The sequence below is a fragment of the Gottfriedia acidiceleris genome (assembly GCF_023115465.1).
Classification (GTDB): Bacteria; Bacillota; Bacilli; order Bacillales; family Bacillaceae_G; genus Gottfriedia; species Gottfriedia acidiceleris_B.
Genome location: NZ_CP096034.1, coordinates 1,016,088 through 1,030,653, shown reverse-complemented (window position 1 = coordinate 1,030,653; position 14,566 = coordinate 1,016,088). Strand labels below are relative to the sequence as shown.

15 protein-coding genes are annotated in these 14,566 nt (G+C 32.5%); 3 read left to right on the top strand and 12 right to left on the bottom strand.

All coding sequences use genetic code 11. The annotated features are described in order from the left end of the window. Nucleotides 1–89: 89 nt before the first annotated feature. Both dat and MY490_RS04850 read left to right on the top strand, forming a co-directional pair. Nucleotides 90–974: a D-amino-acid transaminase gene (dat, locus tag MY490_RS04855; protein WP_248268223.1), complete on the top strand. Its 885-nt coding sequence runs from the start codon at nt 90–92 to the stop codon at nt 972–974. A 573-nt stretch (nt 975–1,547) separates the two neighbouring features. Continuing rightward, nucleotides 1,548–2,366 (top strand): SGNH/GDSL hydrolase family protein, encoded by an 819-nt coding sequence (locus tag MY490_RS04850; RefSeq protein ID WP_248268222.1) that lies wholly within the window; start codon nt 1,548–1,550, stop codon nt 2,364–2,366. A gap of 71 nt (nt 2,367–2,437) precedes the next feature. Here MY490_RS04850 and MY490_RS04845 read toward each other — a convergent pair whose 3' ends face one another. The 6 genes from MY490_RS04845 to MY490_RS04820 form a co-directional block, all read right to left on the bottom strand. After that, complete coding sequence (locus tag MY490_RS04845; RefSeq protein ID WP_248268221.1) at nt 2,438–3,667, bottom strand: ABC transporter permease; 1,230 nt, start codon at nt 3,665–3,667, stop codon at nt 2,438–2,440. Then, the gene (locus tag MY490_RS04840) at nt 3,668–4,552 is read right to left on the bottom strand and encodes an ABC transporter ATP-binding protein (protein ID WP_248268220.1); all 885 of its coding nucleotides are present in this window, start codon (nt 4,550–4,552) and stop codon (nt 3,668–3,670) included. A 171-nt stretch (nt 4,553–4,723) separates the two neighbouring features. Further along, on the bottom strand, nt 4,724–5,125 hold the full coding sequence (locus MY490_RS04835) for a DUF350 domain-containing protein (RefSeq protein WP_069034569.1): 402 nt from the start codon (nt 5,123–5,125) through the stop codon (nt 4,724–4,726). A gap of 19 nt (nt 5,126–5,144) precedes the next feature. Beyond that, entirely contained in the window at nt 5,145–6,392 is a 1,248-nt protein-coding gene (locus MY490_RS04830; protein ID WP_248268219.1) for a glutathionylspermidine synthase family protein, read from the bottom strand. A gap of 2 nt (nt 6,393–6,394) precedes the next feature. After that, nucleotides 6,395–6,751 carry a hypothetical protein gene (locus MY490_RS04825; protein WP_248268218.1) on the bottom strand — a complete coding sequence of 119 codons (357 nt, stop codon included), beginning with the start codon at nt 6,749–6,751 and terminating at the stop codon, nt 6,395–6,397. Nucleotides 6,752–6,863: 112 nt separating this feature from the next. Then, nucleotides 6,864–7,379, bottom strand: coding sequence for a hypothetical protein (locus MY490_RS04820; protein ID WP_248268217.1), 516 nt, complete (start codon nt 7,377–7,379; stop codon nt 6,864–6,866). Nucleotides 7,380–7,474: 95 nt separating this feature from the next. On the opposite strand from MY490_RS04820, the gene MY490_RS04815 reads away from it, so the two are divergent. Then, on the top strand, nt 7,475–7,915 hold the full coding sequence (locus MY490_RS04815; RefSeq protein WP_248268216.1) for a hypothetical protein: 441 nt from the start codon (nt 7,475–7,477) through the stop codon (nt 7,913–7,915). Between the two features lie 36 nt (nt 7,916–7,951). Here MY490_RS04815 and MY490_RS04810 read toward each other — a convergent pair whose 3' ends face one another. From MY490_RS04810 to zapA, 6 genes are all read right to left on the bottom strand, one after another. Beyond that, nucleotides 7,952–8,407 carry a GNAT family N-acetyltransferase gene (locus MY490_RS04810; protein ID WP_248268215.1) on the bottom strand — a complete coding sequence of 152 codons (456 nt, stop codon included), beginning with the start codon at nt 8,405–8,407 and terminating at the stop codon, nt 7,952–7,954. Between the two features lie 9 nt (nt 8,408–8,416). After that, entirely contained in the window at nt 8,417–9,286 is an 870-nt protein-coding gene (locus MY490_RS04805; protein ID WP_248268214.1) for an alpha/beta hydrolase, read from the bottom strand. A gap of 227 nt (nt 9,287–9,513) precedes the next feature. Next, nucleotides 9,514–11,868, bottom strand: a complete 2,355-nt coding sequence (locus MY490_RS04800; RefSeq protein ID WP_248268213.1) for an endonuclease MutS2 — start codon at nt 11,866–11,868, stop codon at nt 9,514–9,516. Nucleotides 11,869–11,885: 17 nt separating this feature from the next. Continuing rightward, on the bottom strand, nt 11,886–13,610 hold the full coding sequence (polX, locus tag MY490_RS04795; RefSeq protein WP_248268212.1) for a DNA polymerase/3'-5' exonuclease PolX: 1,725 nt from the start codon (nt 13,608–13,610) through the stop codon (nt 11,886–11,888). Nucleotides 13,611–13,661: 51 nt separating this feature from the next. Beyond that, on the bottom strand, nt 13,662–14,189 hold the full coding sequence (locus tag MY490_RS04790) for a CvpA family protein (RefSeq protein ID WP_248268211.1): 528 nt from the start codon (nt 14,187–14,189) through the stop codon (nt 13,662–13,664). Beyond that, entirely contained in the window at nt 14,182–14,472 is a 291-nt protein-coding gene (zapA, locus tag MY490_RS04785) for a cell division protein ZapA (RefSeq protein WP_432707037.1), read from the bottom strand. The genes MY490_RS04790 and zapA overlap by 8 nt, the downstream gene beginning before the upstream one ends. Between the last annotated feature and the right edge of the window lie 94 nt (nt 14,473–14,566).

Genomic DNA, 14,566 nt, shown 5'->3' with positions numbered 1-14,566 from the left:
AGTGTTAACAAAGGTTATAAATTTGAGTCCAGACTATTTGAAAGCTTTTAATCAAACAAACTTAAATGATAATAGGGAGTGGGGTTTGTATGAAAACAAAGGTTCTTTTAAACAACCGTATAGTCGATTTAAAATCTGCTAATGTAAATATTTTAGATCGAGGTTATCAATTTGGAGATGGTGTTTATGAGGTTATTCGTTTTTTCAATAAGTCATATTTTGAACTCGATGCACATTTAATTCGCTTGAAGGAAAGCTGTGAAAAAATATTAATACCTTTTAAAATGCATCTAAAAAAGCTTGAAAGTGATTTAGTTTATTTAATGAATACTTGCGATTATGATAACGGATATGTTTATATCCAAATTAGTAGAGGTGTAATGAATCGCAATCATATTTACCAGGACGAAGCTAATTTAAAGCCACAACTGATTGCATATACAGTAAGAGAAGATCATAGACCATTACAGCTTATGGAAAAAGGAATAACTGCTTATATAACGAATGATATTCGATGGCTTCGCTGTGATATAAAAAGTTTAAACTTATTAGGTAGTGTTTTAGTAAAAAATGAGGCTTACGCTAAAGGAGCAAAAGAAGCAATTTTGCATAGGGATGGGATCATTACAGAAGGATCAGCAACAAACGTTTTTATCGTAAAAAACTCTACTCTATACACTCATCCTGCCAATCACTTAATTCTAAATGGCATTACTCGAAAAGTGGTACTTGAAATTGCAAAAAAGGAAAGACTCGAAGTAAAAGAAATTCCATTTTCAATTGATGAACTTTTAAATGCAGATGAAGCTTTTACAACAGCATCCGTTTCTGACATCCTACCTGTTACTTCAGTTTTAATTGATGAAAAATCCTATTCTATCGGTTTAGGAAAGCGTGGAGACATAACAAAGAGAATTCAAGATTCATATACTAATTTAATTGATAAAATTCCGCAGGATCAGTCAACTAATTAAACTACACTTAATAGCATTATAAAACCGCATTAAAATATATTGGTTTACCTTTGTGAGGAGTAACTTGATTTGGCTATTGTTATAGCAATTTTGATCACCTTCATTGGCGCAGTTCTTGCTCACATTTTTACTAAATGGCAACCTATAAAACGAAAATACATCATTTGATCGCGAATATGGTAGCCATTGGAATTACGTACGTTATTATCAAAGGAAATGGCTAGGCAGGGATGTTGATGTGGGTATTGTATCCAATCACATTTGCTATTGGTCTCATTTAGTTAATTAAAGGGCTCTTCATGAAAAAAAGCTCTAATAAAAACATTTACAAATTAGATACCTAAAAGTATAGCCAAGAATAGCCTGTATCTTAGACTAGAATTATAAGATACAGGCTTTTTGTTGTTTTGGAAGTGCAGTTTTAAAAATCGATTAAAGTTTTGTTAAGTTGATTTTATTTGAATAAATGTAATATAGAATAATTTATATATATAAAATGTTACATGTTAAAAAATCCTATAATTTCATTTTGGAAAATAGGCTTAACATGTCTATGTAAAAAGGGTGATTGCTATGGCAAGATTAACATCGTATGTAAAACGTATTTTTAATTCATTATTTACAAATATAGCCGAGGCAAAAGGAAAAAAAATAACCGGTTACAAATCAAAAATATGGATTAGTTACGGAGATAGTATCACTTCGTCTAACGGATGGCAGCCTGCTGTTGCGGAAAAGTTAGGCTTGACTCATGTGAATAGAGGGATTGGTGGAACAACTATAGCTGAAAACGGTTCGATTGCTTGGATTGATAAGAACGGAAATTACAAAGGTCAACCACCTAAACAACAGCCAAATGGAACGACAGAAATTTTATCAAGTATGTGTAACAGTCAAAGGATCAATGCTACGATTCCACTTAATACTCAACTTTTAACAATAATGGGTGGAACAAATGACTTTGGTAGAGGTATTCCTTTAGGAAAAGGGTTCCCAACAAATGAACGACCAAATTTAGACGAATCTACATTTATCGGAGCTTTGTGTTCAATGATTGAAAAAATACAAACAAGGTTACCAAATTGTAGGATTATTCTTATGACGCCTGTACCTAGATATCACAACGGAAAATATGAAGATAAAAATAAAGCAGGTTATTTAACATCTGATTATGCTAGAGCTGTAAAAGAAGTAGCTACATTTTACGCATTGCCATGCATCGACCTATACTCTAATGTTGGGTGGAATAGAATGAACGGTGCATATTATTTAATTGATAGTATGCATCCAAATAAAACAAGAGGATATAAACGTGTTTCGGAGATTGTAATTGGAGTGTTAGAAGTTCTACAGCAGGATGATAAAAGTAGTGTAGAAGAAGAGGATAATTAGCATACAACAGAAAATTAGACAATAAAAAAATAGATCTCAAGAGTCAGCAATTTGACCTATGAGATCTTTTTTTATTGTCTTTTTAATAATCTAGCTACATCTTTCCACTTTACTTTTTCACTGTAATACATTACCCCATTAACATATATACGGCTAGCAACACGAGTTAAAATCATTATAGAAACGATTAAAATTAATATACTAGCACTTATTTCTATAAAATTCATTTCTCCACTTACAAATCTAGAAAATGCTACAAGTGGAGCAAAAAATGGAATATATGAGCTAATTTGAACAAATGTACCACCTGGATTTACTAATGCATTAATACTAATAAAGAAAGCCGCTACAACTAAAATAGTAATTGGCATCAGAACCATTTGCAGCTCTTCTGTTCTTGAAACAACTGATCCAATTGCTGCGTAAAGTAGTCCATAAAGTAAATAGCCTAATAAGAAATAAACTACAAATGCAATGATGGTTGTAGTATCTAATGCCTCTAAATCTATTTTCATTCCGAAAAAAGAGATCGCATTCGTATTAACCCAGCCTAATAAATTGGCAAACAGAAATCCTATTCCTAATACAATTAATTGTGCACAAGCTACAAAAAATACCGCAATGACTCTTCCGTATAAAGTCACAACAGGACTTACTTTTGGTAATAGTACTTCCATTACCCTAGAAGACTTCTCAGCAACAATTCCTGTTGCAATTGAGTTTCCATAGATTAAAAGAAACATATATAATAAGAAACCGAAAAAGTAAGCAATTCCGAATGTAGCCATTGGATTTTTTAGAACAATTTCATTTACTTCGACTTTTTGCAATAACTTTGTTGCAGATTCAGGCGACAGCTTCAAATCTTGGGCAGTTTTATTTATGTAATTTTGCTGCAAAGTCATATTTACGACTGAAAGCACTTCACTATTTGAAAACTTTTTATACGTATATTGAATTGACGGGATATTGTTCGTTTCGGTAAGAATAAGCAGTCCATCTTTTGAACCATCTTCAATTTGATTTTTTAAATCTTTTTCTTTCGATGCATCGCTTTGCTCGATTTTTGCAGATTTAATCGTTTTGTTTAAACTAGCAATATCTACTGAATAATTTTTCGAGTTATCGATTAATACAATTTTATCTTTATCCTTATTACTCTTTTCTGTACCAGCAAAATATTTTTGTACTCCAAATATTCCAACGACTAATACAAATAAAATAACACTCATTATCATCGTTGCTCTTGCCAGAAGACCTTCACGTAAATGAAATAAAAAGACCGTACTAAACTTCTTCATTTATTTCGCCCTCTCTATAAAGATATCATTTAGTGTAGGTTCTAATAATTGGAACTTCTTTATAGAACCCAAGTTTGACTTAATACGATTTAAAATCGTAAAAGCCTCCTCATCACTTTTTACCTTTACGTAAATTCCTAATTGCTTTTGTTCATAACTTACATTATTGGAATCTAGTATTTGTTTAATCGATGTTAGATCTTCTAAAATTAAATTTCTATACCCATAGTCTTCTTTTAAGCTATTTAAACTGCCTTCAGCGACTACATTACCGTTCTTAAGTATACAAACATGCTCACAAAAAGCCTCCACTTGATCCATACGGTGGCTTGATAATATGACCGTTTTCCCTTTCTGAATTTGTTCGATAATAATTGAAGCCATTAACTCTGCATTAACTGGATCTAGTCCACTAAATGGCTCATCTAAAATAATTAACTCAGGGTTATGTAATAAAGTTACAATTAGTTGAATTTTTTGCTGGTTACCTTTTGAAAGCTCCCCAGCCTTTTTATTTCGATAATGCGGTATTTCTAGACGGTCTAGCCAATATGTTATTGCTACATCAACCTCTTTATTAGACATACCTTCTAATTTCCCGAAATATTTAAGCTGATCAACAACCTTGCTTTTGGTAAATAATCCTCTTTCTTCTGGTAAATACCCTATCTTAACTTTATCGGATTTAAATGGACTCCCTTTCCAAGTTATTTCTCCTTTTGTAGGTGTAAGAAGACCTAATAACATTTTAATAGTGGTCGTTTTACCTGCTCCATTTCTACCTAATAAACCTAATACTCTTCCTGTAGGCAAAGTCAATGACAATTCGTTAACGGCAATAGTTTCTCCAAAATTTTTAGAAAGCTGTTTTATGTTTAAAGTCAACGCTCTTCCCCCTTCTTGAAGTTTAAATAAATGAATTACATTAAGCATACATTTAAAAGAATTTTAATAAAAGGTAAAAATCATAATTAGTTTGTCAGTTTATCTAACTTGATTAGACTAAAGACAGAAATGAAAAAATGAGAATACCATTCTAGCATTCTCATTTATACTTTAATATGAAATACTACCTGAAATTAATAAACCTACTGTTACACTTAAAGTAAACAATAAAGCAGCTACTGCTATATTTCCTTCTTCAACCTTTTTAGCAAATGAAATTTTTGGAAATAATACAAATTCTGCAATCCAATAAGTTACCATTTGAGCTATAATACCAACTAAGCTCCAAATAATGAAATCACCATAGTTAACTGAATACTTTGCTGCTGACATAATAACAATGGCTAAACCTACTAATTTTCCCGCTAATTTCAGTGCAACGGCAATATTACCGTCCTCTAAAATTAATTTTTGTTCACTCATCTTAGTGGTAAAAGTAAATGCTAAAAATCCAATAAATAACAGAATAAGTCCTGATCCTAAATACATTAAAGTACTAACAATACTATCCATTTATCTTCTCATCCCCTCATTAATTTATGTTTTCTTCAACGATTCCTACTGGTAAAAAACAACTTTCGTTTCCGGTAATAATATTCCCGGCACGTACTCCAATTGCACCGTATTCTTCTTTAATTAAAAAACTACCTATTAATACATGTAAATCTAGCATTCCATCTGGTGTCATAACCTTTCTCATAGGTAAAGGTGAATATTGTTGAAACACCATAACTTGATCATGATAGTTATTTTGTTTACTTTGTTGACCGTTTTCTCCGTTAATAATCTTAATGGAATCTCCTTCACGGCCAAATGCAGGTTTCTCAACATATGGGAGATTGTTTTCTATAAAGAAATCCGGCTCTAGAAATGTTGGTAGAAAATGTTTTCGAATTACACCATGTTCTTCTACAGTAAAAACATCTGATTGCTCTATATGTAAATTCCAAATTAATGCTTGAATAGCCTTGGACTGTAGTAAGAATGAAGATAATGGATTGAAAATAATCAATTTACCGTCTTTTACAAGTTCTAATAGTGCCAGGCCAATTTTTGTTCCATCTGAAGATTGATCAAGCTCTAGATGTTCAATTGGATAGGTTTGTCGGTAAAGAATGTGTATTCTTTCCCCTTTAGATGTATAAAGTCCATCGTTTTCAATAATATGTAAATCTTCTAGCGATATTAATTGACTCTTACCATTGTATAAGGATTGGATATATTTAGCTGTCTTCCAATCTTCTTCATGATCACCATGTGCTGTAAAAACAATAATTGGTTTATCTAACCCTTTTGTGCTTTTGTTGACAACATGATTTATGACATTCGAAAGTTTCATTTCACTATCAGCATTAGGATTCTTCAAGTTAAAATAATCCGTAATGTAACCATTGACATGATGGGTCTCCATAATAAAAGTTGGGGTGTCACTATTGCATTCATAATGTTTCCAACCATCTACTGTACGAACAAGGTCAATTCTTCTAATGATTCCTTCACTTTCAATCGTTTTATGACGTAAAAATGGGACGATTTCCTTTGAATAACCGAGCATATAAAAAATATCATCTGGTAACTGTCTCATTAACCGAGCAGTCTTATCATAGATTGTTCCAATTAGTTCCGTAATTGAATGAATTTCACCAACTTCAATTTCAGTCAATGGATAATAGTCTAATAAAGCATAATAAGAATCTTGTAAATCCGCCCAAAAATCTGGAAGCTTTTGATATACTTCTTTACGTTTTCGTCTGTGATTCTGTAAATTTGCATTATCCATTATTAACCACCAAATCCTCCAGATGAACCTTTTCCAAAACCACTTTTACTTGAAGACGAAGTATGCCCTGCATATTTACTAGAAGATTTATAACTTTTATAAGAACTACTTGCATGAAGTGCCGTTCTTGTAGGATAAAATATTCCGCCATGATAATAACTATGGTAGTAATGACTACTGCTATCATCACAAACCCAAACACCTTCGTCATCATCAAACTCCCAATCACGGCAATCGTCATTTTTCGGTTTGTCTGGTCTATCAGCATTTTGAGAACCACAGCCAGCTAATGTACTTACTGCTAATCCGCTCGTTAATGCGATACTAACTTTTTTCATTAATTTTGATGTTTTTGACATTGGGATCTCCTTTCGAGTATTAAATTATTCTAATCTATACTAAACTAATCCTTCTATTAAAGTATATAGAAATTAGTATTATCTATCCCTCTTACTCTCGTTATCTTTTAAACTAACCTCCAAATCCTCCAGAAACTCCACTACCAAAACCACTTTTTTTAGCTGAGGAATTTTTACTTTTCATCATGCCTGAGGATTTGTATTGATTAAAATCATTGTTGCTATATAACATATTTTTTGTTGCAAAGAATGAACCTAAAAAGAAGTAATTTCTGTAAAATGAGCTTGAACTATCATCACAAATCCAAATATTATCTTCATAGTCAAATTCCCAATCACTACAATTTTCTTCATCAGGCATTTCCGTATCTGTATACGCAAACTCTGTTTCGTCACTATCGATATAATCAGACTCATCTAAACGATCTTCAGCCGTCGTCCCCTCATCAACCTCATTTCCTTGCTTTGTATTTTCATAGACTGGTTGACTTGATTCATAATATTCTTGAGAATTATCAGTTGTCTCAATCGACTCTGGTTCAGATCCACACCCGGTTAATGAACTAACTACAATACCACTTGTTAAGGCAATACTCACTTTTTTCATTAATTTTGATGTTTTTGACATTGTATTCTCCCTAATTCAATATATAAATACATACATTTCTATCCTAAACTGTGTTATATACTAATGTATATACAATTATTAAAGGAGTTTGAACAATGTTTAATACTGACAACATCTTTGTTCTTGAATATCGATTACTTGATGGAGAATTTACACGACCAATTTACCATTTTCCATTTTTATCAAAGGTCCAAATCTATACAAGAAGATATTGCGATTACTTTATTTTAAATGGTTTCGTTTACGAGAATAGAGGTTCTTATATCGAAGAAGATCGATATGTAATTGAAGTAATTGAATCAGATATGGAAAATACTCCTTTTTACCATTTAAACAGACCGTTAGGCATTGAAATTAGAGATGTGGATTCTTTTGATGAAATTCATTTTTATGAAAGCGGAGATGAATTGGATCTACTTTCTTGGCTTCAATCAACTTATTTAACAATAAATCATCAAATTTACGAGCAAACTTCTAATGAAGTTGATCAAGACCGTAATACTTACGTGATGTATGTCAAACGGTATATTGAATAAACAATAAGCTACCTAAGGGCTCTTAGGTAGCTTATTTTATAAATATTGTTCTAGCTTGATTAAATCCTTACACTGTATGCCATTTTCCCAAATTTCTTCATCATAATTATCAATAAAGAAATTGTGAAAAACAGTACTGATTTGAAATCCGCTATTTTTATATAATGCTAATTGGTATATACTTGAGTTTCCTGTACAGATTGAAATTTTAGAATAACCAAGTTTTTTAGATTCAATAATTCCAAAGTGGATTAAATTCTTTCCAAATCCTTGTCCTTGGAAGGGTGGATCAATTGCAATATTTTTAATTTCAACCTCTTCACTTGAATTCTCCATTAATACTAATACACCGACGAGTAAATTTTGGTCTAGTACTTCATAAATATTACTCTTTTGAATATATTTATCTATCATTTCTTTTGAGGGGTCAGCTAGTAACAATAGATTCCAATGCTCTTTCGTTAGAAATTGAATTTTATTAATATGATTCATTGATACTCCTTACTTTTTTAATCTTGCCTTTAAATAATTTATCGTATCATTGGTGGATTTTTGTACCGAAATATTTGTAAATCCATGGTTTCCATTTTTAAGTGCAATCAACGTAACCATTTTTGGATTTTTTTTAGCAAATCGCTTAGATTGACTGAACGGTACAAGTTTATCCCCTGTGCCATGTACGATAAAGATTGGGACTTTTGTTTTTTCTACATATTGAATAGGACTCATCCGATTATACTCATCTGTCATTTGATCTACAGTACTATTCATATATTTATCTACGATTTCTGAACTTCTTGATGAAGGAGATTGATTCATGGTCGTTAAGTCTGAAATTGGATACCAAGCAATAATATATTTTATTTTATTTTGTATATCGGGCTGAAGACCAGTTAATAAGGCTAAATGTCCACCAGCAGAAGCTCCAGCTATCCCAATTCGATTGCGATCAATTCCTAATTCAGTTGAATTTGTGTAAATAAAGTCAATTGCTGTTTTCACGTCTCGAACTGGAAAGTTATAAGAATAATTTTCTTTTGAATAAAGTGTGTAGTCTATACTAATTGCTGTATATCCATCTTTTACTATTTCATTAAAAATCGTACTCCAACGTTTATTTAACGCTTTACTTCCATATCTCCAAGAACCACCATGAACAAATATCAATGTTGGTGATGGACCATGAGAATTTTTAGATCGGTATACATCAAAGGTTTGTGGAACTTGGGCAGGATTTGTGTAACGTACATCTCTTTGCACAATAATATCTTTACTTACATCATTTATCTTCTTTTGGTGTTTATGTTGAAAACCATTAAATCCAACAAAGACAATAACAAAGATGACTAATGCTAAAATGATTTTCTTCAAGCCAATTCACCTTTCTAATAAAAAAGAGACTAACCCAGGTTATGTCTTCTAAGTTCATTTTTATGTAAGATTGAACGTCTACATAAATTAATAGAAATACACTAATGATGCTAGTCTCAATTACTTTATTTAATAACTGTTACATACAAAATTCCCCAAATTAAAAATACTGCACAAACCGCAAATAATATTTTTGCCAACTTTTCCATCTTAGAACCCCTATTACCTTATTTTAAATCGACAACAGTAACACCTATTCCGCCCTCGGAGGCTGCTCCATATCGATATGATTTAACTGATCTGTGTTTTTTTAAGTATTCCTGTACCCCTTGTCTCAGTGCGCCAGTTCCTTTTCCATGAATGATATTAATTCTTGGATATCCAGCTAATAATGCATCATCGATATATTTTTCAACACGAATAAGCGCATCTTCATATCTTTCACCTCGAAGATCTAGCTCAAGATTAACATGAAAATCCTTACCTTTTACAGAAGTAACAGTTCGTTCTTTTACTTCTTTAGGTGAACTAATATATTCGATATCTTTTTCTTTAACTTTCATCTTAATAATACCGAGCTGAACTTGCCATTCTCCTTCACTAACTTGATCAAGTAGTGTCCCTTTTTGGTTAAAGCTAATCACTTTTACTTCGTCACCTTCACGAAGCTTTCTTTGTTTCTTCGGAGTGGCCTGAGGAATTGTTTTCTTTGGAGCATAAGGAATTGCCCCTTCCAAACGAGTTCTTGCCTCAATTAATTCATGATCTTTAATCGAAGCTAATTGGCTATTCTTTAACGCTCTTAGCTCTTTAATAATTTCCTCAGCTTCTTGTTGTGCTACTCTGACACGCTTTTTCGCTTCTTCCTGTGCTCCACGATATAATTCATCACGGTGCTCATAAAATTCCATCATTTGCTTTTGTAAGTCTTTGAATACACGCTCTGATTCTTTACGGAAATCTTCTGCTTCTTTCCATTCTGTTTCTGCACCTTTTCTACTCGTTTCTAAAGATGCAATCATATTTTCAACTTCATTACTTTCTTCACTTACATGATTTCTTGCTTTTTCAATTACACGAGTTGAAAGTCCAAGTCTTCTAGAAATCTCAAATGCATTACTTCTACCTGGAACACCAATTAATAGTCGATAAGTCGGACTTAATGTTTCTACATCAAATTCAACACTGGCATTCATAACGTGCTCTCGATTGTAACTATATGCTTTTAATTCAGGATAATGCGTAGTCGCTACTACTCTTGCACCGTATTCACTGACCTCATCTAAAATTGAGATTGCTAAAGCCGCACCTTCCTGAGGGTCAGTTCCAGCTCCTAATTCATCAAATAATACAAGACTACTATGATTAACATGTTTTAAAATATCGACAATATTCACCATATGAGAAGAGAATGTACTTAAGCTCTGTTCGATTGATTGTTCATCACCAATATCGGCGAAAATTTGCTCAAACACACAGATTTCTGAGCCGTCTAGTGCAGGAATTTGTAGACCAGATTGTGCCATTAAAACACAAATACCAATCGTTTTTAAAGTAACAGTCTTACCACCTGTATTTGGACCAGTAATGACAATCGTAGTAAAATCTTTACCTAATTCAATATCATTAGCTACTACTATATCCCTTGGAATTAGTGGGTGACGTGCTTTTTTTAATTTAAAATATCGATCGTTATTTAAAATTGGTTTACTCGCCTTAATAGCATGCGAGTAGTTAGCTTTTGCAAATAAGAAATCCATTTCAGCTAAAATTTCAACATTTTGCAATAAATCCGCTGAAGCCTCAGCTACTTGACCTGTTAGTGCGATTAAAATTTTCTCAATTTCTTGCTCTTCTTTAACTTTAGCTTCTTGTAAACTATTGTTTAATGTAACGACAGCTTGTGGCTCAATAAATAATGTTTGACCAGAAGAAGATTGATCATGAACAATACCACCATAAACATGTCGATATTCTTGTTTTACTGGGATAACGAAACGATCATTACGAATCGTTACGATTGAATCTGATAACATTTTTTGTGCATTTGTTCCTCTAGTTAGACTCTCCAATTTTTCACGAATTCGAGCTTCAGCTGTTCGAACTTGTCCACGAATCGTTCGAAGTGTCACACTAGCATCGTCTAAAACTTCTCCGTTATCACCAATAGCAGCCTTTATATTTTTATCTAGCTCTAATAAAGGAATGATTTGCTCACTTAATGATTCTAAGTAAGGAATTTCTACTTCACTCTCAATTAAGCCCTCAATAAATCGAATCATTTGACGTCCGGCATATGTAACACCTGAAATCGCAATTAGCTCAGAAGGAGATAGCATTCCGCCAATATCTGCCCTTTTTACTTGCATTCTTATATCTGATAATCCGCCAAGAGGTACATTTCCTCGTAGACGAATAACTTTCACAGCTTCGTCGGTTGATTCATGTAATTCTACAACTTCATCATAGCTAGTACTTGGTAAAAGGTTTTTTATACGTTCCTTACCTAGTGAAGATGAAGCGTGTTTAAGTAATTGTTCTTTTATTTTATCGTACTCTAAAACTCTTAACGTACGTTGCATGCCCCGTCGTACCCTCCTTACACTCGATTACGTTTCCTTTCAATCAAACTTAAAAGTTCGTGTAATTCAAATGTATTTACAATATTTTCTCTTTTTAACCAAGCCTTCTTGGCCGCACTAACCCCAACAGTCATATGCTCTAGCATATCAATATTATGTGCATCAGTATTAATTGATAGCATCACACCAGCTTCCGCAGCCATCATTAACATTTCTTTATTTAAATCTAATCGATTTGGATTTGCATTTAATTCTAAAATTGTACCTGTTTCTTTTGCTACAGAAATTAATTCTTCAGCATTTACTTTGTACCCAGCTCTTCTGCCAATTTTGCGCCCTGTTGGATGCCCAATCATGCTAACATAAGGATTTCTCATTGCATTTTTTAAACGCATCATGATTGTCTCTTCATCTTGACTAAAACTAGAATGAATTGATGCAATAACAAAATCAAGTGAACGTAAAACATCATCTTCATAATCTAACGATCCATCAGGTAAAATATCCATTTCTACCCCATGTAGAATTGTAAAATCAGTGTATTTTTCATTAACTCGCTGAATTTCTTCTTTTTGTTTCCATAAACGCTCTGGAGTTAAACCGTTCGCAACCTTTAAATATTGTGAATGGTCTGTGATGACAATATATTTATACCCCTTAGCACGACATGCATCTGCCATTTCTTCGATAGAATGGCCACCATCACTCCACGTAGAGTGCATATGTAAATCAGATATCATATCTTCTAAACGAATTAATGGGTAGTCGTTTGTAAAAGTTGAAACTTCCTTTCCATCCTCTCGAATTTCAGGTGGAAAACAAGGTAAATTAAAGTGAGCATAAAAATCTTCTTCATTTTCAAATGTTAAAACTTCACCAGTATTAACGTTTTCAACACCGTACTCACTAATTTTTTCATCACGTTCTTTAGCCAATTGACGCATAGCTACATTATGATCTTTAGAACCAGTAAAATGATGTAGCGTTGTAGCAAACTCCTTAGGTTGAATAATTCGGAAGTCAACTGAAATCTCATATTCAACACCTTTTAAAACAAGAGAAACTTTTGTATCCCCTTGTGCTATTATTCGAACGATTTCCGGCATCGAAAGTAATTGTTCTTTAATGCTTTCCGGTTTATTTGACGCAACAATGAAGTCTAAATCTTTAACTGTTTCACGTACTCTTCGCAGGCTTCCTGCTCTTGAATACTTTTCAACATCCTTCATTCCTGCTAAATAAGCTTCAATTTTATCTGCAATCGGTAATACATCTGCTAGTGGCAAGCGTTCAGGCTGCTTACCAAATTCCTCGATTGATTCTAAAATATTTTTTTCTGTCTTTTTACCGAATCCAGCTAACCCTTGTAATTTACCATTTAAGCATGCTTCTTTTAACTGCTCCATACTCTCAATTTGTAATGCCTGATAAAGCTTAGCTACTTTTTTGCCACCTAATCCTGGTAGTCTAAGTAAAGGAAGTAAAGTTCTAGGCAATGAATCTTGTAGTTCTTCCAATACCGTACTTTTACCAGTTTCGATATATTCTAAAATTACTGCAGAAGTCCCTTTTCCGATCCCTTTTATTGCAGTAAAGTCGTCGATTTGCTCAAGACTTCTTTCATCCGTTTCTAATGCATTTGCCGCTTTACGAAATGCTGATATTTTAAAAGCATTCTCACCTTTTAGTTCTAAATAAGTAGCAATTTGTTCTAACAGTTTTATTAACTCTTTTTTGTGCATTTTAAGTCACCTACTTAACATAGAAATTGTTTTTTTTCACTAAAAACTCGATTAAAGTATTTCAGAACTAGAAATTCCGTTCCATAATTCCATTAATTGATTTGATATAAATGGTGTATGTTGAACCATAAAATACGCAATATTTGATTTATGTAATAATACATGAAGCGGATCGATTGGTATGATTAAAGCTATAAAAAGCGCCAAAACCGAAAATAAATAAACCTCTATAAAACCAAAAATACCACCTAAGAAGGAGTTCATCTGCTTTAAAACAGGTAACTGGAAAACTCCATTTAATAATGAACCAATAAATGAAATAACTAACCTTGTCCCAATAAATAGTAAAGCAAAAGCTATAATTTCATATACAAACTGCTCTGCATTTACGACCTGGCCACCACTTATATGAATTGGAAATATTTTTTTAAGTGAAGTAGCGGTCTGCTCATAATAATGATAAGCTAGGTATAAGGAAAGTAAAAAACCTAGTAATCGTACAAGGCTGCTAATAAATCCTCTTTTCCATCCTGTTAAAATTCCTAAAATAAAAATAATCAGTATAATTAAATCAATCATTGTTTTTCTGCTCGCTTTTCGTATGTTTTTCTAATAATTTTTCGAGCATTTCAGCTCTTTCTTTTAATTTTACATAATCACTTACAATATTTATTGCTGTCAATACAGCTAATTTATTAGTATCTAATAATGGATTCTTTTTATTTATTTCTTTCATTTTATCATCTACAATTGAGGCAACATGGCGAATGTGATCTGTTGACTCGTCACCAGTAATTGCATAATGTTGCCCATAAATAGTTACATTTAGTTTTTGTTTCGATGAAGAATTGGACAACTTCATACCTCCATTCAGCTCTTAAACATTCTAACCTTAACTATAACATGAAATTCAATACAATCAAAAGTATTGGAAAATATCCATTTATAAAGGAGAA